A 17,037-nucleotide genomic window follows, 5' to 3' on the forward strand; every position below is an offset into this window, starting at 1 on the left:
ACCCACCATGTTTCCGCGTTTGCCGGACGAAGGTGATGGATTACGCCGTGCGGACTGCGCTTCGCGCAGCGGCGAGCTATTCCACCCTACGCACTACGTTCGTCGCTCGCCTACTTCTTGGTATTCGACAGCTTCTCGCTGGCGGCCTTCAGATCGACGCCGCTCTTCGTCAGCAGGGCCTTGTCGCCGCTCGAGAACGTAAAAGTGTCGGCGCCCGCGCTGATGCCGTTCCATGCGACGGCCTCGCCGAGGGACAGATACCACAGTCCCTGGAATCCAGACGAGTTATTGAGCTGTCCGGTCCAGACGGTGGTCGATCCGCAGCCGAGGAAATTCACCGAGAAACTGATCGCAGTGCCCGTGTTGCCGTAGGCCAGCCAACCCGCCACACCTTGCGGCTTGCCCTCGTCGCAACTGTTAGCGGCGTTGTTGGTATAGGTCCCCGTGATGGCACCTGTGTTCGAGTTGAAGCTGGTGATGGCCAGGGTCGAGCCATACTGGTTGGTCCAGGTCCAGTTCACCGATTGCGCATATGCGGGCAGGGGGCCGATCAGGGACGCCGACGCAATCATCGCCAAGAGCATTCCGTTGATGTGACGCATGGTTGTTTCCTCCGGCTCTTTGCTTGGAGCTTCAACTACTTTAAATGAAGCGCTGGAAAATTGCAACTAAAAGATGTATTGCGCCGCTCATTCGTCCATCAGGATTCTCAACCACTCGTTCACCAAGTGGAAACGGTCCCGCGCGTAGAGTCCTCTCCACCTGCCTTGGGGGGAGGGGTTTTTCCATGGCTTCGAACGTCGTCGCGCGCCGTTGCGCGATGTTTTTCTTTGCGCTGTCGGTTTGTGTCGCCGGCGCGCGCTACATCACGGATGCGCATGCTGCCGGTGCGTTTGCGGTCGGCAAGTGCGGGGCCTATGGCCAGGCTTTTGATTACGGCGCCGAGCACGAGGCCCGTGCCGCCGCTCAGAAGCAGTGCAAGGGCGATTGCACGACGGTGACGATGAAGCGCGCCTGCGCCGCGATGTCGGTCGATATGTCCAACCCTTGCGGCGCCTATGGCTATGCCGTGAAGCCGAAGATATCGGCCTCGCTCAATGCCGCCACGCGCGAGTGCTACAAATACGGCGGCAAGGAATGCGTGATCCGCGCCTGGGCCTGCGACGCCAAGGGATAATCTTCCTGCTGTCATTGACGATGCAACGGGTACCGAGTGATGCGCGGACCGGAGCATTCAAAATTCAGCCGCCTCATCCCGGCGGCATGCCCGCGAATTTCGGCAGGTCGGGATCGAGACGATCCCAATCATGTCCGCGTGCGGCATAGGTGACCACCTGCGGCTTGTAGCGGGCGGGCTCGTCGAGGCTTGCGGCGCGGATGGTGAAGATGTCGGGCATTGCGGCGAAGGTCATGTAGACCGGCAAGCCGCACTGCGTGCAGAAACCGCGCGTCTTCACGTTGCCGCTGTCGCCGACCATGTCCCAATGCTTCGCCTCGCCGGTCAGCGTGACAGCTTCGCGCGCGAAGGTCATGTACGAGCCGTGGCCGCTGCCGCTTTCGCGCTGGCAGTCCCGGCACTGGCAGTGATTGCTGAACAGCGGCTCACCCAGAATCGAATAGCGGATCGCGCCGCAGGCGCAGCCGCCGGTAAAAGGCTTGGTCATCGAAAGATCTCCCACTCACTTCTCGCCACTGATCTCGTCGAGCTGGCGGACGACCTTCTTCCAGCCGCCGCTCATGACCGTGTAGGCCGACTCGTTCATCGGCATGACGAAGCCCGCATGCACCAGGCGGATCCGCGTGCCGGCTTCGATGGGGGTGAGGGACCACGTCACGACGGTGTCGAGCGGCGCGCCGTAGCCGGTGTTGCGTTCGTCGCCGCCCTTCCAGGCATAGACGAGGCGCCGGTTCGGTATCACTTCGAGAACCCGGCAATGGATGACGCCGTCCCAGTTGCCGCCCGGCGTGGTCTGGAACGTGAAGGCCTTACCCTCGATGGCTTCGAAGCCGGTCGGCTGCATCAGCCAGCGCGCGATCAACTGGGCGCTGGTCAGCGTCTTCCAGATCGTCTCGGGCGCGTGAGGGAAGACCTCCTCCAAAACAATGTCTTGAACGACGTCTTTTGTCTCGGCTTTGAACTCGGCTGCACTCACGGATCGATCTCCTTCAAGAGGTCACGCAGGTTCTGGAAGCGCTCGCGCCAGAACACGCCGTAATGGTCCATCCAGCTGACCAGCGGCTCGAGTCCTTGCGGCGCGGCGCGGTAATAGACGTTGCGGCCCTCGGCGCGCTCGGCGACGAGGCCGGCCTGCTTCAGCGACTTCAGGTGCTGCGAGATCGCGCCCTGCGTTACGCCGCTGCCGCGGGTGAGCTCGGCGACGCTGATCTCCTTGCTCTCGAACACTCGCTCGAACACGGCACGGCGCGTCGGATCGGCGAGGGCGCGCATCACGGTGGTGACGGGATTTGGGGCGGCTTCGATCATGAGCATTCGATTAGCAGGCGCTAATGCATTAGTCAACGCTAATTTGTTAGCTCGTATAGGGCTGGATCGGTATCTTGACTATGACTGACCAGTCAGTCATAAATGGAGCATGACAAAGGAGCCAACCAAAGCAGCGACGCCAACCGCAGCTCGCGCCGATGCGAAGGGCCGTGCGCCCGCCGACGCCGCGCCCGCGTCGAACCGTGCCACGCGTGCGGCCGAGCGTCGGTCGGCCATCGTGGAAGCGGCGATGGAGGAGTTCATCGCGCGTGGCTTTGCCGCGACGCGGCTCGACGACATCGCCAGGCGGGCAGGCGTGGCCAAGGGCACGATCTACCTGCACTTCAAGGACAAGGAATCGATGTTCGAGGAGCTGGTGCGCACTGTGATCGTGCCGGTCGTGGCGAAGCTGAATGCGCTGCCGCCGCCGACGGGCTCGGTGCGCGATCTCGTCGAGGCCTTCGCCGGCAATTTCCTCAGGGAAGTCATCGGCACGAGGCGAGGCGATCTCGTGCGATTGATCGTGGCGGAAGGGCCGCGCTTTCCGTCCGTCGCCGATTTTTACTACCGAGAGGTGGTCTCGCGCGGGATCGCCGGTATGCGCGCGCTGATCGAGCTCGGCATTGCCCGCGGCGAGATCCGCGAGAAGAACCTCGCGCGTTATCCGCAGATCCTGGTCGCCCCCGCGATGATCGCGGTGATCTGGCAGAGCCTGTTTGCACGGCACGCGCCGCTCGACGCCCAGGACATGCTGCGCGTCCATCTCGATCTGATTTTTGGCGAACGGAGGACGACATGAGGTCGTCACGAGCATTTTTTGCATTTGCATTGGCCGCCGTCCTTGCAACCGGCCTTGCCGGTTGCAAGGACAAGCGCGATCCCGGATTTCAGGGTTGGGTCGAGGCCGACATGATCTTCGTCAGCCCGGACGAAGCGGGCCGGGTGACGAAGCTCAATGTCCGCGAGGGTGACGAGGTGAAGGTCGGCGATGCCCTCTATTCCGTCGACGACGATCTCCAGCTTGCCGACCTCAATCAGAACAAGGCGACACTGGCCAATGCGCAGCAGACCTATGATCGCGCGGCCTCGCTGAACAAAACCGGCTCCGGTACGCAGGCCAATCTCGATTCCGCGGTGTCGTCCTTGCGTGTTGCCGAAGCAAGGGTTGCGACGTCGGAGACGCGAATGGCGCGGCGCAGGGGCTTTGCGCCCGTTGCCGGCACTATCCAGCAGATCTATTTCCGCGAGGGCGAGATGGTGGCGGCGCAGCGGCCGGTGCTCTCGATCATGCCGCCCGGCAACATGAAGCTGCGCTTCTTCGTGCCCGAGACCGAGCTGCCGAAGCTTGCGATCGGCGACACGGTGCGCATCTCATGCGACAATTGCGCGGCCGATCTCACCGCAAAGATCTATTTCATCGCGACCTCGGCCGAATACACTCCGCCCGTCATCTACAGCCTCGATGAGCGCAACAAGCTGGTCTATTTGATCCAGGCGCGGCCCTCGCGGCCCGATGCCCTGCGGGTCGGACAGCCGATCGACGTCTATCTCCATCCAAAAACGCCGGTGGCGGACAAGCGATGAACGGCGGCAACGGCATCGCGATCGACGTCAAGGGCCTGACCAAGTCGTTCGGCGGCCGCGAGGTCGTGCACGATCTGTCGATGCAGGTGAAGCGCGGCTCGATCTACGGCTTCCTCGGGCCGAACGGCTCGGGCAAGACCACCACCATCCGCATCCTCTGCGGCCTGCTCACGCCCGACAGCGGCGAGGGCACCTGCCTCGGCTACGACATCCGGCGCGATGCCGAAAAGATCAAGCGCCAGGTCGGCTACATGACCCAGCGCTTCAGCCTGTACCAGGACCTCTCGGTTCGCGAGAACCTCGAATTCGTCGCGCGGCTCTATGGCCTCGCTGACGCACGCGGTGCCGCGCGCGACATGATCAAGCGGCTCGGGCTGTCGGGGCGCGAGGAGCAGCTCGCGGGCGAGCTCTCCGGCGGCTGGAAGCAGCGGCTCGCGCTCGGGGCCTGCACGCTGCCCAGTCCGAAACTGTTGCTGCTGGACGAGCCGACCGCCGGCGTCGATCCCAAGGCGCGGCGCGATTTCTGGAACGAGATCCATGCGCTCGCGGCCGACGGCCTCACCGTCCTGGTCTCGACCCACTACATGGACGAGGCCGAACGCTGCCACGAGATCGCCTACATCGCCTACGGCCATCTCCTGGCGCACGGCACGGTGGAGGAAGTGATCGCGAAGTCCGCCCTGACGACCTACACCGTGACGGGCGAGGAACTCAACGGGCTCACGGCCGCGCTCACCGGCAAGCCCGGCGTGGACATGGTGGCACCGTTCGGCACCTCGCTGCACGTTTCCGGGCGCGACGTCGCCGCGCTCGAGGCCAGCATCGCGCCGTGGCGCGAGAAGGGCGGCCTGCACTGGCACGAATCATCGCCCTCGCTCGAAGACGTGTTCATCGAATTGATGAGCCGTTCCAGGGATAATTTCCAATGAGCGCCGCCGATCACCCCGCACCCGCGCACGAGATCCGCGAGCGCTTCGGCTTCTGGAAGCGCTCCTATGCGATGCTGGTCAAGGAGTTCATTCAGCTCAAGCGCGACCGCGTCTCGTTCGCGATGATCGTGATGCTGCCGGTGATGCAGCTTCTGCTGTTCGGCTACGCCATCAACACCACGCCGCACAATCTGCCGAGCGCGGTGCTGCTCCAGGAGGATTCGGATCTTGCCCGCTCGGTGCTGAAGGCGCTGGAGAACACCGCCTATTTCCGCTTCATCTACGAGGTGCACGACGTCGACGATTTCGACAACCTCCTGAAGTCGGGCAAGGTGCTGTTCGGTGTCGAGATTCCGCGCGGCTTCGAGCGGGCGGTGCGGCGCGGCGACAGGCCGGCGCTGCTGGTTGCGGCCGACGCCACCGATCCCGTTGCGGCCAGCGCTGCGCTCGGCTCGCTCGGCATGGTCGTGCAGACCGCGCTTGCACACGATCTCTATATCGGCAATCCGCCCGAGATGCCGTTCGAGATCCGCGCGCATGCGCGCTACAATCCGGCCGCGTCGTCCAGCCTCAATATCGTGCCGGGCCTCGTCGGCACCATCCTCACCATGACCATGCTGATCTTCACCGCGCTCTCGGTCACCCGCGAGGTCGAGCGGGGCACCATGGAGAGCCTGCTGTCGATGCCGATCAAGCCGGTCGAGGTGATGTTCGGCAAGATCGTTCCTTATGTGCTGGTTGGCTTCCTTCAGGCCTTCCTCATCATCGGCATCGGTGTCGGCTTGTTCGGCGTGCCCTTGCTCGGCAATCTGTTCCTGCTCGCGCTGCTGTCGACCTTGTTCATCGCGACAAATCTGTCGATCGGCTACACCATCTCGACGGTGGTGCAGAACCAGCTCCAGGCCATGCAGATGGCCATGATGTTCTTCCTGCCGAGCATTCTGCTCTCCGGATTCATGTTCCCGTTCGCCGGCATGCCGGTCTGGGCGCAATATCTCGGTGAATGCCTGCCGCTGACCCACTACTTGCGGATCGTCCGCGCCATCATGCTGAAGGGCGCGACCATGCAGAATTTGCGCTTCGACGCGCTGGCGCTGGCGATCCTGATGCTGGTCGCCATGACCATCGCGGTGACGCGCTTCCGCCGCACGCTGGATTGAGGCAAGATGCCCCGGAATCGAGGGGCCGAATGGTCAGGTTTGCCAGCAGGAAGACCCGGCAGCATGCCGTGATGTCGGAGGAGTTCGAGCGCGAGCTGATGCGGGAAGTGCTGCGCACCGAGCTGTTGCGGGTGAGGGCGCTGATCACGACGGGCTGCGTCATGATCCTGTTCCTCACCGCAACCTACCTGATCGACCCTGCCATCGTGAACCGGATCTGGCGCGGGTCGGCGGGCCTGGTTCGGGAATACATCCTCTTGGCGGGCTTCATCCTCTTCGAGGTCTGGGTCCACAGACAGATCAGGCGAAACCTCAAGCTCGATCGCGATCTGCCGGTGATCAGGCGATACATCGGCGCCCTCATCGAAACGTCGCTGCCGACGATCATCCTGATCCTCCAGATTCGCAGCATGGGCGCTGGACCGGCGCTCGGTTTCGTGCTGCCACTGGCCTATTTCATCTTCATCATTCTTTCGACGCTGCGGCTCGATTTCTGGCTGTCCACCTTCACGGGATTTGTGGCCGCAGCCGAACTCCTGGCCGTCGCGCTGTACTACAATTCGACCAGCGACGCTGGCGAACCGCTGATCTACTTTCACGCCGTGCGCAGCACCATCATCCTGATCTGCGGCGTGCTCGCCGGCTCCGTCGGCGCGCGGCTGCGGCGGCAATTTGCCGCGAGCATCGCGGCCGCCACCGCGCGTGATCGCGTCACCAACCTGTTCGGCCAGCACGTCTCGCCGCAGGTGGTGGAGCGGCTGATGGCGGCGGGACCCAGCGCGGGCGGCGACCTTCGCCGCGTCGCGGTGATGTTCGTCGATTTCCGCGGCTTCACTGCCGGCGCGCGGTTGCGCACCCCGCAGGAGGTGGTTGACCGGCTCGACGGCGCGTTCGCCGTGCTGGTCGACATCCTCGATCGCCAGGGCGGCATCGTGAACAAGTTTTTGGGCGATGGCTTCCTCGCCCTGTTCGGCGCGCCGCTGGAGGCCTCCGACGCCGCGCACCGCGCGGTTGCCGCGGGCCGCGAGATGCTGGCCGCGATGGACCGTATCAACGCGCAAACGAGCTGGCCGCTGCGGATCGGCATCGGCATCCATTTCGGCGAGGTCGTTGCCGGCAATATCGGCTCGCCCCGACGCAAGGAGTATACGGTGATCGGCGACACCGTGAACTTCGCCTCGCGGCTGGAGGCACTCAACAAGGAGCTCGGCTCGCAGCTCCTGATCTCCGAGTCCGTCCGCGAGGCGCTCGGCGACGACGGTGAGGACGCCGTCGCGCTCGGCGAGGTCGCGGTTCGCGGCTACGAGCACAAGGTAGCGGTGTTTCAACTGGGGTGAGGTGCTCGCGTTTCGTTGAAGGCGCGTGATGAAATATCTCACGGCGATTTCCGCTCGTGTTGTCAGGACGCCGAAAACTCTCGGCTTCCGATTGCCACGCGGAGAGAACCCATGACCCGATTGACCCTTGTCTCGGCCGCCCTGATCGCCGCCGCCGTCTATCAAACCCAGGCCGCAGCCGCCCGCGACGTCGCCCCGCGGCGCGCTCCGCCTCAGGCGGCGGCGGATTGTGTGAGGGCGCCAGCAGAGGGCGCGTTTGCTTCAGCGCCCTACAAGCAGCCGCCCTGCACGCCGAAGGCCGCGAACTAACGCGCAAGGCGGGGTCGGGTTGGCAACATCCGCCGGCCCGACCTCGCGTCGCCGCTCTCGCAATTGCGGTACCGTGGTAGTGCTTGACTCCCACTTCATATAGTCATCTATATGACTATATGAATGCAGCTCCGCACGACGACCGCCTGCCACGCTACCAGCGTCTGCGCGACGACCTCGCCGCGCGGATCAACCGCAATGAATGGCGGCCGGGCGAGCCGATCCCGTCGGAGGCCGAACTCGCGGCGCATTACGGCGTTGCGATCGGCACCGTGCGCAAAGCGATCGATCAGCTCGTTGCGGATGCCGTGCTGGAGCGCCAGCAGGGTCGCGGCACCTTCGTGCGCCGGGCGCGCTTCAACTCCTCGCTGTTCCGCTTTTTCCGCTTCCAGTCCGAGAGCGGCGAGCGGCGCGTGCCGAAGAGCCGCATCATCCGGCGCAGGAGCGTTGCGGCGAATTCTGCCGTTGCGTCGGCGCTGCGCATCCCTGTCGGCGAGCCCGTGATCAGCCTGTCGCGTCTGCGCCTGATCGACGATGTGCCGCTGCTCGCCGAAGAAATCTGGCTCCAGCAATCGCGCTTCGCGCCGATCCTGGAGATCGACACCGCCGAATTCGGCGACCTGCTTTATCCGCTCTACGAGGAGCGCTGCGGGGAGGTGGTGGTGTCCGCCGAGGAAATCCTGACGGTCGAAACCGCCAACGAGATGCAGGCGCGCCTGCTGCGCCTCGAAGCGCACGCACCATTGATCGTGATCGAGCGCCTCGCGCTCGACCTGGAGCGGCGGCCGATCGAATGGCGCAGGTCGCGGGGGCCGGCCGACCGGTTCCGCTACCACGCCGAGATCAGGTGAGAGCGACGTTTCAACGACATCAAGCAATAACGAGTACAGGGTAGGAAAAATGTCAAACTGGTACAGCGAAAGCTCGCCGCTGGAGCGGCGCACGTTCTGGGCAAGCTTTGGCGGCTGGGCGCTGGATGCGCTCGACGTCCAGATGTTCGGCCTCGCCATCCCCGCGCTGATCGCGGCCTTCGGCATCAGCAAGGCCGATGCGGGCCTGCTCGGCTCGGTCACGCTGTTCTTCGGCGCGTTCGGCGGCTGGATCGGTGGCGCGCTCGGCGACCGTTTTGGTCGCGTCAAAGCGCTTCAGATTACTGTTGCGACCTTTGCGCTCGCGACCTTCGCCTGCGCGTTCGCAACAACCTACACCCAGCTCCTGGCGCTCAAGGCGATCCAGGGCCTCGGTTTCGGGGCCGAATGGGCTTGCGGCGCGGTGCTGATGGCCGAGATCATCCGCCCCGAGCATCGCGGTAAGGCGCTGGGCTCGGTGCAGAGCGCCTGGGCCGTGGGGTGGGGCGCAGCCGTGCTACTCTCGGCCCTCGTCTTCACTTATGCACCCGCCGACATCGCCTGGCGGCTGCTGTTTGCGCTGGGACTGTTGCCCGCGCTTCTCATCATCTTCATCCGTCGCGGCCTAAAGGAGCCGCCGCGCGCGGTCGCTGCCGACAAGACGCCGTTCTTCGCCACGCTCTCGGGCATCTTCCATCGCGACGTGCTGCGCTCGACGCTGATCGGAGGCCTGTTTGGCATCGGCGCCCACGGCGGCTACGCCGCGCTCACCACCTTCCTGCCGACTTACTTGCGCGAAGTGCGGCAGTTGTCGGTGCTGGGCTCCAGCGGCTACCTTGCCGTGATCATCGTCGCCTTCTTCTGCGGCTGCGTCGCGAGCGGCATCATCAGCGACCGTATCGGCCGCAGGGCCAATGTCGCCTTCTTCGCCAGCGCCTGCATCGTCACCGTGCTGATCTACATCTTCGCGCCGCTGACCAATGGCGAGATGCTGGTGCTCGGCTTTCCGCTCGGCTTCTTCTCCGCCGGCATTCCCGCCAGCATGGCGGCGCTGTTCAGCGAACTCTATCCGGCCGGCGTGCGCGGCACCGGTGTCGGCTTCTGCTACAATTTCGGCCGCATCGTCTCCGCCGCGTTCCCCTTCCTCGTGGGCTATCTCAGCGACCATATCGGGCTCGGACCGGCGATCGGCATCGATGCGGCCTTCGCCTATTCGCTGGTGCTGATCGCGGTGGTGCTGCTGCCCGAAACCCGCGGCAAGGTTTTTGAACAAGCCGCCGCGACGCGCGCCTGACGCCGGATGGAGAGCAGTCACCATGATGTCCCGCGAACGCGGCCTGACGCGCCGCCAATTCGGCACAGGCCTTGTATCCCTCGTGTCGGCCACGGCCGCCGCGAGCCGAGCGAAGAGTGAGACGAGCTTGCCGACGATCGATACCCATGCCCATGTCTTCCACCGCGGCCTCAAGCTCGCGCCCGGCCGGCGCTATGCCCCCGATTATGATGCGCCGCTGGCGCTGTATCTGGAGCAGCTCGACCGCAATGGCATGAGCAACGGCGTGCTGGTGCAGCCGAGCTTTCTCGGCACCGACAATTCCTATCTGGTCGAGGGCCTGAAGACGGCCGGCGGGCGCCTGCGTGGGATCGCGGTGGTCGATCCTTCCGTGACCGCGGACGAACTGCGCGCGCTCGATCGCGCCGGCGTCGTCGGCATCCGTCTCAATCTCGTCGGCCAGTCCTTGCCCGATCTCGCTGCCGGCGAATGGAAGGCGCTGCTCGGAAACGTGAAATCGATGGGCTGGCAAGTCGAGCTCCAGCGCAACGCGTCCGACCTCGCACTGCTGGCGCCGCAGCTGCTCGATCATGGTGTCACCGTCGTGCTCGATCACTATGCGTTGCCGGATCCGAAACTCGGCGTCGCCGATCCCGGCTTCCAGTCGGTGCTGAAGTTAGGGGCGACGAAGAACGTCTGGGTGAAGATCTCGGCGCCGTATCGCAACGGTGCGGCCGGCGAGAGCTTTGCGAAGGAAGCCTATCCGCTGCTGTGTAGTGCTTACGGTCTTGATCGTCTGCTGTGGGGTAGCGACTGGCCGCACACGCAGTTCGAGGCGTCGCAGAGCTATGAGAGGAACCGCCGGTTTCTCGACACGCTGATCACCGATCCAGCCGAGCGTGCGCAAGTGCTCGCATCGCCACGTTCACTCTTCCGCTTCTGAATCGTCTTCCGCGATTGCTCCGATTGCACTCAATTTTGGGGCATGACGGGCGATGCCGCCGGCTTGTAGAGTGCCGGCGATGCAGCCGAGCGCGGCTGCGATTTGGGTGAAGAGGAAATGAGCGATGCAGCGCCGCTACATCACCGTCGACGTGTTCACCGACCGCGCCTTCGGCGGCAACCAGCTCGCCGTGGTGCTCGATGCCGGCGGGCTCACGACGCAGCAGATGCAGGCGATCGCGACCGAGTTCAACTATTCCGAGACGACCTTCGTGCTGCCGCCGCGCAATCCCGGTCACGACGCAGAGGTCCGCATCTTCACGCCGGTGAGGGAGCTTCCCTTCGCGGGTCATCCCAATGTCGGCACCGCTTTCGTGCTGGCCCGGCGCAGCAATGAGCCCTGGCCGCGATTGTTGTTCGAGGAGAAGGCCGGAATCGTGCCGGTCGAGATCTGGCGGGAGCAGGGCAAGGTCGTCGGCGCCGAGCTGACTGCGCCGCAGCCGCTGGCGCGTCTTGCAAAGCTGTCCGCCGCCGAGGTCGCCGCGTGCCTGTCATTGACCGCGGACGACATCAGGACCGATCGTCATGTGCCGGAGGTCGTCGGCGTCGGCACGCCGTTCGTTGTCGCGGAATTGCATTCGCGCGACGCGCTACGGCGGGCGACGCCCGACGCTGCGGCGTTCGGCCGGACACTGCCGCGCGACGGCGCGTTCTCGATCTATTTCTACACGCGCGATATCCCGGCGGCGCAGGCGCCTTGCGACCTCCAGGCGCGGATGTTCATGCGCGGCGCCAGCGGTTTCGCCGAGGATCCCGCCACCGGCAGCGCAACGGTCGCCGCCGCCGCGCTGCTTGCGACGCTCGATCCGCTTCGCGACGGCGAGCTGAAGCTCACTATCGGCCAGGGGTTTGACATGGGCCGGCCGAGCATCCTGCGGACGACAGTGGAAAAGGAGGGCGGCGCCCTTCTCGATGCCTATGTCGGCGGCCATTGCGTGCAGATGATGGAAGGGACGTTCGAGCTGGCAGGTGAGGGCTGAGGTCTCTGCACTCGTCATTCCGGGGCGAGCGTAGCGCGAACTCGGAATGACGGCGGAGCCGGCTATACCTGCCGTCCCGCCAAATTCGTCACCGCCACGCCATCGCGCTCCTCGATGATCTCCGCGATCATCTGGCGGTGGCAATGGGTGTGATCGCGCTCGTAGCAGAGCAGGCAGACCGGTCCGGCCTTCATCACCAGCGCCGAGAGCTCGTCCATCTCTTCCCTGGCCTGCGGCGTCTTCAGGTGCTTTGAATAGATCTTCTCCAGCACATCGTATTGGCCGCTGCGCGCGGCGAGGCGGCCTTCCTTCGGCGTGCCGAGCGCGGCGAGATGGACATAGGCGATCCCGCGCTCATCGAGCCCCGCGGACAATTGCTTCTTCGAAAAGCCGGGCCGGCGCGAAGAGGTCACCGCCCGCACATCGACCACGAGCCTGACACCGGCCTTTTCCAGCTCGTCGAGCACCGCCTTGGGCGGCGTCTGTTCATAACCGATGGTGAAGAGCTTTTTCGCCTTTGCCATGAACCATCCTCAGCTCACCCGCGCGATCAGTTCCATGGCGCCGGCCGGTGCGCGCACCTTGCCCTCGTGGATGACATAGGCGAACACGTCGCGCGGCTCTTTCTTCGGCTTGGCCTTGTCGACCTTCGGCAAATCGTCGGGTTCACTCCCCTCGGCCCAGTCCTGAAAGCGCTTGGCCCAGGCATCGAGCTGTTTCGGCGGATAGCAGGTCTTGATCTCGTCATTGCCCTTCTGGAGCCGTGCATAGACGAAATCGCCGGCGACGTCGGCGATCGCCGGGTATTTGCCGTGCTCGGCGAACACGACGGGCGTCTCGAACTCGCGGATCAGCGCGACGAAGTCCGGCGCGCAAAAGCTGTCGTGGCGGACCTCGACGACATGGCGCAGCGCGCGCCCCTCGAGCTTGCGCGGCAGCAGCTCCAGGAACTTGCCGAAATCGGCGCCGTCGAACTTTTTCGTCGGCGCGAACTGCCACAGCGCCGGCCCGAGATGGTCGCCGAGTTCCAGTACGCCGGAATCATAGAACCGCTTGATGGAATCGCCGGCCTCGGCGAGCACGCGGCGGTTGGTGGCGAAGCGCGGTCCCTTCACCGAGAACACGAAACCATCGGGCACTTCGCTGGCCCATTTGCGAAAGCTCTCCGGCTTCTGCGAGCCGTAATAGGTGCCGTTGATCTCGATCGAGGTCAGCTTCGAGGCGGCATAGGACAATTCCTTGGCCTGCGTGAGCTTCTCCGGGTAGAACACGCCGCGCCAGGGCTCGAAGGTCCAGCCGCCGACGCCGATGAAGATGTTGCCGGATTTTTTGGACGCGGTTTTTGCTTTGGCCACGGGAGGGTCTCGCATCGACGGGGAGGGACCTCATCCTAATCAAACCAGATGTGATTGGCCAGTTGCGCCGTCCCGTCTAAGCTCGCAGCCGGACCCGCGCAAAAGGAGAACAAGAATGCGGATGCTGATGGTGGGAGCGGCGCTCGTCATGATGACATCTGCTGCCATGACTTGTTCTGCAATGGCGGACGATGACGACGATGCCAAGGGTGCGCAGAAGCTCGCCATGCAGGGCCGCGACGATTATTGGCATTGCCTGGCGCGGGAATATTCGCGCGACTCCAATCAGGGACTATCGGAACAGGATTTCGGCCGCTCGGTCGCGGGCGCCTGTCCGTCCGAGCGGCAATATTACCGGGTGGCGTTGCTCGACTATCTCACCACGCAATATCCGAACATCGATGCCGGCGCCCATCTCGCCACCGCGAACAGGGCGGTCGAGTCGGCGCAGAAGGACATCGTGACGGCCTTCGTCAAGCACAGGCCGCCGGCGAAGTAGGGAATGGTGAGTGGCGAGTAGCGAGTAGGGCGGAAGCCCGTGTTGGCTCATTCGCTACTCACCATTCGCTATTCGCCCCTTCGGCAGCCCTTCCAGCTCCGCGCGCATCCATGGTATCACTGGAGGCATCGGGAACAGGGATGGGCTTCCATGTCGTCTGAGTCGGTGGGTGGCATTCTGGGCGCGATCGTCGCGGCGGTCGTGCTTGCGGTCGCCGTCGTATTGGGGCCGATCGGCCAGTACGGCAAGCCGCCCAGGCCGGCAAAGGCCGAGTCGGCTCCGTCGGCAGCGCCCGCTGTCCCGGCCGCGCCCGCGCCGCGCGGGCCGGTAATCAAGGAAGTCCCGAACTAGCAGGATCTGAAAAAGGGCCGCTATGCCCCCTTGCGAAGCGGTCTTGCCGTTCCTATCTAGCCTGTAACGGCGACGTTGAGTGAAACCTCCGGCGCTGGAACGACCTTGGAATAGCTTGGACTTGCGCCGGATGTACGCGCGGTCCGCCGTTCCGGGGTCGTTGGCATTTTTGGGCCCTTTTTGGGCCTTTCCCCACAGACCCCCGGCTCCGTAGATCTTGGCAGCGCAACGTCTTGGCAGCGCAGGACGCGGCGGATATACGCTCCCGTCATGAATGAAGCGATCAGACCGGGCTCCGGCACTCCCCCGCAGGCTCACGAGGCACCGGAACTGTCGGTCATCGTCCCGACGTTCAACGAGCGCGACAACGTCACGGTGCTGTACCGGCGGCTGGAGGCGACGCTCGTCAACGTCGCCTGGGAAGTCGTGTTCGTCGACGATAATTCTCCTGACGGGACCTGGGACGTCGTGCGCGCGCTGGCGCAGCGCGACAACCGCGTGCGCTGTGTCCGCCGCATCGGCCGCCGCGGTCTGTCGGGCGCCTGCATCGAGGGCATCCTGGCCTCGAGCGCGCCCTATGTGGCCGTGATCGATGCCGACCTCCAGCACGACGAGACACAACTGCCGAAGATGCTGTTGCTGCTCGCAAGCGACCAGGCCGATCTCGTCGTCGGCAGCCGCTATATCGAGGGCTACAAGAGCGAAGGCTTCAACAAGCAGCGCGCTGGCGCCAGCGCGCTTGCGACCGAACTCGCCAGGAAGGCGCTGCGGGTCGAGATCGCCGATCCCATGAGCGGCTTCTTCATGGTTCGCCGCGACCGTTTCGAGGAGCTCGCGCCGAAGCTGTCGGTGCACGGCTTCAAGATCCTGCTCGACCTCGTCGCGAGCGCGAACGGTAGCTTGCGAGCCGTTGAAATTCCCTACACGTTCGGTGAGCGCCAGCACGGCGAGAGCAAGCTCGATTCCATGGTCGCGCTGGATTTTCTCGGCCTGGTGCTGGCCAAGTTCACCAACGATGCCGTCTCGCTGCGCTTCATCCTGTTTGCGATGGTCGGGGGCATCGGCCTCGTGGTGCATCTGACGACGCTGTTCATCGCCCTTCAGCTGTTCAAGGCGCCGTTCGCGGAGGCGCAGGCCGCAGGCGCCGTCGTCGCCATGACCAGCAACTTCGCCCTCAACAACTTCCTCACCTATCGCGACCAGCGGCTCAAGGGCTTTGCGCTGCTGCGCGGCCTGATCGCCTTCTACATCGTGTGCAGCGTCGGCCTGCTCGCCAATGTCGGCGTCGCCTTCTCGGTCTATGACCAGGAGCCGATCTGGTGGCTGGCCGGCATGGCCGGTGCGCTGATGGGCGTGGTGTGGAACTACGCGATGTCCGGACTGTTCGTCTGGCGCAAGAAATAGCTCGACATGGGCGGGGCTGACGCGCGGATTGTCCGTAATACCGCGCTGGTGATCGTTGCGCTGGTCGGCTTGCGGCTGGTTGCGGCAGCGTTCACGCCGATCACCTTCGACGAAGCCTATTACTGGATGTGGTCGAAGAACGTCGCCGGAGGGTATTACGACCACCCGCCGATGGTCGCCTATGTGATCCGCGCCGGCACCATGATCGCCGGCGACACCGAGTTCGGCGTCCGCGTATTCTCGATCCTGCTCGCGCTGCCGATGAGCTACGCGATCTACCGTTCCGCCGCCATCCTGTTCGGCGGCGCGCGGGTGGCTGCGACCAGCGCCATCCTGCTCAACGTGACCATGATGGCCTCGATCGGCACGCTGATCGTGACGCCCGATGCGCCGCTGCTGGTCGCCTCCAGCTTTGTGCTGTTCTTCCTCGCCAAGGTGCTGGAGACCGGCCGCGGCGTCTGGTGGCTCGCTGTCGGCGCGGCGGTCGGCGCGGCGCTGCTGTCGAAATACACCGCGATGTTCTTTGGCGCCGCGATCCTGATCTGGCTCGGTTCCGTGCCGAAACTGCGGCGCTGGTTCCTCTCGCCCTGGCCCTATCTCGGCGGTCTCGTTGCGTTCGCGCTGTTCTCACCGGTGATCCTGTGGAATGCGGATCATCAATGGGTCTCGTTCGTAAAGCAGCTTGGGCGGGCGAAGATCGAGGACTTCCGTCCCGTCTTCATCGCCGAGCTGATCCCGACCCAGATCGCCTTCGCAACGCCGCTGGTCTTCATCCTCGGCGCGATGGGCCTGCACGCGCTGACCTGGCGCCGGGCCGGCGCGCTGGCCTCGCGAATGCTGATCGAGACGCTGTTCTGGACCATCGTCGCCTATTTCGTCTGGCATTCGCTGCATGCCCGCGTCGAGGCCAACTGGTTCGCGCCGGTCTATCCGCCCTTCATCGTTGCCGCGGCCGCTGCTGCCAATCTCGTGCAGTGGCAACCACGCGCGCGCCGCCTCGCGGATTTCTGCCTGCGCTGGGCCGCGCCCGTGGGCATCGTGATGTTTGCGGCGCTGATCGTGCAGGCCAACACCGGCTGGCTGTCGGGGTATCGCCGCGACGCGACGGTGCGCAGCGTCGGCGTCGGCTGGCGCGAGCTCGCCGCCGAGATCGAAGCGGCGCGCGCGCGCAGTGGCGCGACCTGCGTGCTCGCGCAGGACTACGGCACCACGGGCTGGCTCGCCTTTTACTTGCCGCGCGGCACCTGCGTGCTGCAGCAGAACCAGCGCATCCGCTGGGTCAACATGCCCGAGCCCGATCCAAAGCTGCTTGCCGGCAAGCTGATCTCTGTCGACGAGCTGCGCCCGGACGGCCATCCCGCCCTCGACGAGCTCTTCGCGAAGGTGACGCAAATTGCGCAATTGCAGCGCAAGCGCGGGCCGCTCGTGGTCGAGACCTACGGCATTGATCTGCTCGAAGGCGCCAAGGGCGACGTGCTCGACCGCTCGCCGCCGCCGGAAGCGCGGTAGGCGGCCCCAAAA

21 protein-coding genes are annotated in these 17,037 nt (G+C 64.7%); 15 read left to right on the forward strand and 6 right to left on the reverse strand.

The genetic code is table 11. The features are described 5' to 3' along the window. Positions 1–110 precede the first annotated feature (110 nt). Complete coding sequence (locus AC5ZFO_RS40550) at positions 111–602, reverse strand: avidin/streptavidin family protein (RefSeq protein ID WP_282523157.1); 492 nt, start codon at positions 600–602, stop codon at positions 111–113. A 185-nt stretch (positions 603–787) separates the two neighbouring features. Here AC5ZFO_RS40550 and AC5ZFO_RS40555 point away from each other — a divergent pair, with 185 nt between their 5' ends. Next, a complete protein-coding gene (locus tag AC5ZFO_RS40555) occupies positions 788–1,177 on the forward strand; it encodes a DUF4189 domain-containing protein (protein ID WP_282523158.1) in 390 nt (129 codons plus the stop codon). A gap of 73 nt (positions 1,178–1,250) precedes the next feature. Here AC5ZFO_RS40555 and AC5ZFO_RS40560 read toward each other — a convergent pair whose 3' ends face one another. The 3 genes from AC5ZFO_RS40560 to AC5ZFO_RS40570 are packed head-to-tail and all read right to left on the reverse strand — an operon-like array spanning position 1,251 to position 2,485. After that, the gene (locus tag AC5ZFO_RS40560) at positions 1,251–1,664 is read right to left on the reverse strand and encodes a GFA family protein (protein WP_282523159.1); all 414 of its coding nucleotides are present in this window, start codon (positions 1,662–1,664) and stop codon (positions 1,251–1,253) included. A 15-nt stretch (positions 1,665–1,679) separates the two neighbouring features. Beyond that, positions 1,680–2,153, reverse strand: coding sequence for an SRPBCC family protein (locus AC5ZFO_RS40565; RefSeq protein ID WP_282523160.1), 474 nt, complete (start codon positions 2,151–2,153; stop codon positions 1,680–1,682). Beyond that, positions 2,150–2,485, reverse strand: a complete 336-nt coding sequence (locus AC5ZFO_RS40570) for an ArsR/SmtB family transcription factor (protein ID WP_007611986.1) — start codon at positions 2,483–2,485, stop codon at positions 2,150–2,152. The genes AC5ZFO_RS40565 and AC5ZFO_RS40570 overlap by 4 nt, the downstream gene beginning before the upstream one ends. Positions 2,486–2,594: 109 nt before the next feature. Between AC5ZFO_RS40570 and AC5ZFO_RS40575 the strand changes: the two genes are divergently transcribed. The 10 genes from AC5ZFO_RS40575 (at position 2,595) to AC5ZFO_RS40620 (ending at position 11,907) form a co-directional block, all read left to right on the forward strand. After that, complete coding sequence (locus AC5ZFO_RS40575) at positions 2,595–3,284, forward strand: TetR/AcrR family transcriptional regulator (RefSeq protein WP_282523161.1); 690 nt, start codon at positions 2,595–2,597, stop codon at positions 3,282–3,284. After that, positions 3,281–4,069 carry an HlyD family secretion protein gene (locus tag AC5ZFO_RS40580; protein WP_282523162.1) on the forward strand — a complete coding sequence of 263 codons (789 nt, stop codon included), beginning with the start codon at positions 3,281–3,283 and terminating at the stop codon, positions 4,067–4,069. The genes AC5ZFO_RS40575 and AC5ZFO_RS40580 overlap by 4 nt, the downstream gene beginning before the upstream one ends. Beyond that, positions 4,066–4,998 carry an ABC transporter ATP-binding protein gene (locus tag AC5ZFO_RS40585; RefSeq protein ID WP_282523163.1) on the forward strand — a complete coding sequence of 311 codons (933 nt, stop codon included), beginning with the start codon at positions 4,066–4,068 and terminating at the stop codon, positions 4,996–4,998. Before AC5ZFO_RS40580 ends, AC5ZFO_RS40585 begins: the two co-directional genes overlap by 4 nt. Then, on the forward strand, positions 4,995–6,158 hold the full coding sequence (locus tag AC5ZFO_RS40590) for an ABC transporter permease (RefSeq protein WP_208087581.1): 1,164 nt from the start codon (positions 4,995–4,997) through the stop codon (positions 6,156–6,158). Before AC5ZFO_RS40585 ends, AC5ZFO_RS40590 begins: the two co-directional genes overlap by 4 nt. 29 nt (positions 6,159–6,187) lie before the next feature. Continuing rightward, complete coding sequence (locus AC5ZFO_RS40595; RefSeq protein WP_282523164.1) at positions 6,188–7,495, forward strand: adenylate/guanylate cyclase domain-containing protein; 1,308 nt, start codon at positions 6,188–6,190, stop codon at positions 7,493–7,495. Positions 7,496–7,606: 111 nt separating this feature from the next. Next, a complete protein-coding gene (locus AC5ZFO_RS40600; protein ID WP_282523165.1) occupies positions 7,607–7,804 on the forward strand; it encodes a hypothetical protein in 198 nt (65 codons plus the stop codon). 119 nt (positions 7,805–7,923) lie between these two features. After that, positions 7,924–8,655, forward strand: a complete 732-nt coding sequence (locus AC5ZFO_RS40605) for a GntR family transcriptional regulator (RefSeq protein WP_282523166.1) — start codon at positions 7,924–7,926, stop codon at positions 8,653–8,655. 49 nt (positions 8,656–8,704) lie between these two features. Then, positions 8,705–9,946, forward strand: coding sequence for an MFS transporter (locus AC5ZFO_RS40610; protein ID WP_282523167.1), 1,242 nt, complete (start codon positions 8,705–8,707; stop codon positions 9,944–9,946). A 22-nt stretch (positions 9,947–9,968) separates the two neighbouring features. Then, positions 9,969–10,868, forward strand: coding sequence for an amidohydrolase family protein (locus AC5ZFO_RS40615; protein ID WP_282523168.1), 900 nt, complete (start codon positions 9,969–9,971; stop codon positions 10,866–10,868). A 124-nt stretch (positions 10,869–10,992) separates the two neighbouring features. Next, entirely contained in the window at positions 10,993–11,907 is a 915-nt protein-coding gene (locus AC5ZFO_RS40620; protein ID WP_282523169.1) for a PhzF family phenazine biosynthesis protein, read from the forward strand. 62 nt (positions 11,908–11,969) lie between these two features. On the opposite strand, the gene AC5ZFO_RS40625 is transcribed toward AC5ZFO_RS40620, so the two are convergent. Together AC5ZFO_RS40625 and AC5ZFO_RS40630 are read right to left on the reverse strand one after the other, a co-directional pair. Continuing rightward, entirely contained in the window at positions 11,970–12,431 is a 462-nt protein-coding gene (locus AC5ZFO_RS40625; protein WP_282523170.1) for a DUF488 domain-containing protein, read from the reverse strand. A 9-nt stretch (positions 12,432–12,440) separates the two neighbouring features. Next, positions 12,441–13,277 carry a DUF72 domain-containing protein gene (locus tag AC5ZFO_RS40630; RefSeq protein ID WP_282523171.1) on the reverse strand — a complete coding sequence of 279 codons (837 nt, stop codon included), beginning with the start codon at positions 13,275–13,277 and terminating at the stop codon, positions 12,441–12,443. Between the two features lie 100 nt (positions 13,278–13,377). On the opposite strand from AC5ZFO_RS40630, the gene AC5ZFO_RS40635 reads away from it, so the two are divergent. The 4 genes from AC5ZFO_RS40635 to AC5ZFO_RS40650 all read left to right on the forward strand — a co-directional run bounded on the left by AC5ZFO_RS40635 (position 13,378) and on the right by AC5ZFO_RS40650 (position 17,025). Next, positions 13,378–13,761: a hypothetical protein gene (locus AC5ZFO_RS40635; RefSeq protein ID WP_282523172.1), complete on the forward strand. Its 384-nt coding sequence runs from the start codon at positions 13,378–13,380 to the stop codon at positions 13,759–13,761. A 150-nt stretch (positions 13,762–13,911) separates the two neighbouring features. After that, positions 13,912–14,112, forward strand: coding sequence for a hypothetical protein (locus AC5ZFO_RS40640; protein ID WP_282523173.1), 201 nt, complete (start codon positions 13,912–13,914; stop codon positions 14,110–14,112). A gap of 270 nt (positions 14,113–14,382) precedes the next feature. Next, on the forward strand, positions 14,383–15,516 hold the full coding sequence (locus tag AC5ZFO_RS40645) for a glycosyltransferase family 2 protein (RefSeq protein ID WP_282523174.1): 1,134 nt from the start codon (positions 14,383–14,385) through the stop codon (positions 15,514–15,516). 6 nt (positions 15,517–15,522) lie between these two features. Beyond that, entirely contained in the window at positions 15,523–17,025 is a 1,503-nt protein-coding gene (locus AC5ZFO_RS40650) for a glycosyltransferase family 39 protein (protein ID WP_496123619.1), read from the forward strand. Positions 17,026–17,037: the final 12 nt, after the last annotated feature.

Source organism: Bradyrhizobium sp. Unk1 (assembly GCF_059512345.1).

Excerpts from the sequence above, each read along its gene's own strand:
- AC5ZFO_RS40560 (WP_282523159.1), bottom strand. The coding sequence starts at position 1,664 with ATGACCAAGCCTTTTACCGGCGGCTGCGCCTGCGGCGCGATCCGCTAT.
- AC5ZFO_RS40595 (WP_282523164.1), top strand. The coding sequence starts at position 6,188 with ATGGTCAGGTTTGCCAGCAGGAAGACCCGGCAGCATGCCGTGATGTCG.
- AC5ZFO_RS40645 (WP_282523174.1), top strand. The coding sequence starts at position 14,383 with ATGAATGAAGCGATCAGACCGGGCTCCGGCACTCCCCCGCAGGCTCAC.
- AC5ZFO_RS40555 (WP_282523158.1), top strand. The coding sequence starts at position 788 with ATGGCTTCGAACGTCGTCGCGCGCCGTTGCGCGATGTTTTTCTTTGCG.
- AC5ZFO_RS40600 (WP_282523165.1), top strand. The coding sequence starts at position 7,607 with ATGACCCGATTGACCCTTGTCTCGGCCGCCCTGATCGCCGCCGCCGTC.
- AC5ZFO_RS40625 (WP_282523170.1), bottom strand. The coding sequence starts at position 12,431 with ATGGCAAAGGCGAAAAAGCTCTTCACCATCGGTTATGAACAGACGCCG.
- AC5ZFO_RS40590 (WP_208087581.1), top strand. The coding sequence starts at position 4,995 with ATGAGCGCCGCCGATCACCCCGCACCCGCGCACGAGATCCGCGAGCGC.
- AC5ZFO_RS40570 (WP_007611986.1), bottom strand. The coding sequence starts at position 2,485 with ATGATCGAAGCCGCCCCAAATCCCGTCACCACCGTGATGCGCGCCCTC.
- AC5ZFO_RS40635 (WP_282523172.1), top strand. The coding sequence starts at position 13,378 with ATGCGGATGCTGATGGTGGGAGCGGCGCTCGTCATGATGACATCTGCT.
- AC5ZFO_RS40580 (WP_282523162.1), top strand. The coding sequence starts at position 3,281 with ATGAGGTCGTCACGAGCATTTTTTGCATTTGCATTGGCCGCCGTCCTT.
- AC5ZFO_RS40630 (WP_282523171.1), bottom strand. The coding sequence starts at position 13,277 with ATGCGAGACCCTCCCGTGGCCAAAGCAAAAACCGCGTCCAAAAAATCC.
- AC5ZFO_RS40640 (WP_282523173.1), top strand. The coding sequence starts at position 13,912 with ATGTCGTCTGAGTCGGTGGGTGGCATTCTGGGCGCGATCGTCGCGGCG.
- AC5ZFO_RS40585 (WP_282523163.1), top strand. The coding sequence starts at position 4,066 with ATGAACGGCGGCAACGGCATCGCGATCGACGTCAAGGGCCTGACCAAG.
- AC5ZFO_RS40610 (WP_282523167.1), top strand. The coding sequence starts at position 8,705 with ATGTCAAACTGGTACAGCGAAAGCTCGCCGCTGGAGCGGCGCACGTTC.
- AC5ZFO_RS40550 (WP_282523157.1), bottom strand. The coding sequence starts at position 602 with ATGCGTCACATCAACGGAATGCTCTTGGCGATGATTGCGTCGGCGTCC.
- AC5ZFO_RS40575 (WP_282523161.1), top strand. The coding sequence starts at position 2,595 with ATGACAAAGGAGCCAACCAAAGCAGCGACGCCAACCGCAGCTCGCGCC.
- AC5ZFO_RS40615 (WP_282523168.1), top strand. The coding sequence starts at position 9,969 with ATGATGTCCCGCGAACGCGGCCTGACGCGCCGCCAATTCGGCACAGGC.
- AC5ZFO_RS40605 (WP_282523166.1), top strand. The coding sequence starts at position 7,924 with ATGAATGCAGCTCCGCACGACGACCGCCTGCCACGCTACCAGCGTCTG.
- AC5ZFO_RS40620 (WP_282523169.1), top strand. The coding sequence starts at position 10,993 with ATGCAGCGCCGCTACATCACCGTCGACGTGTTCACCGACCGCGCCTTC.
- AC5ZFO_RS40650 (WP_496123619.1), top strand. The coding sequence starts at position 15,523 with ATGGGCGGGGCTGACGCGCGGATTGTCCGTAATACCGCGCTGGTGATC.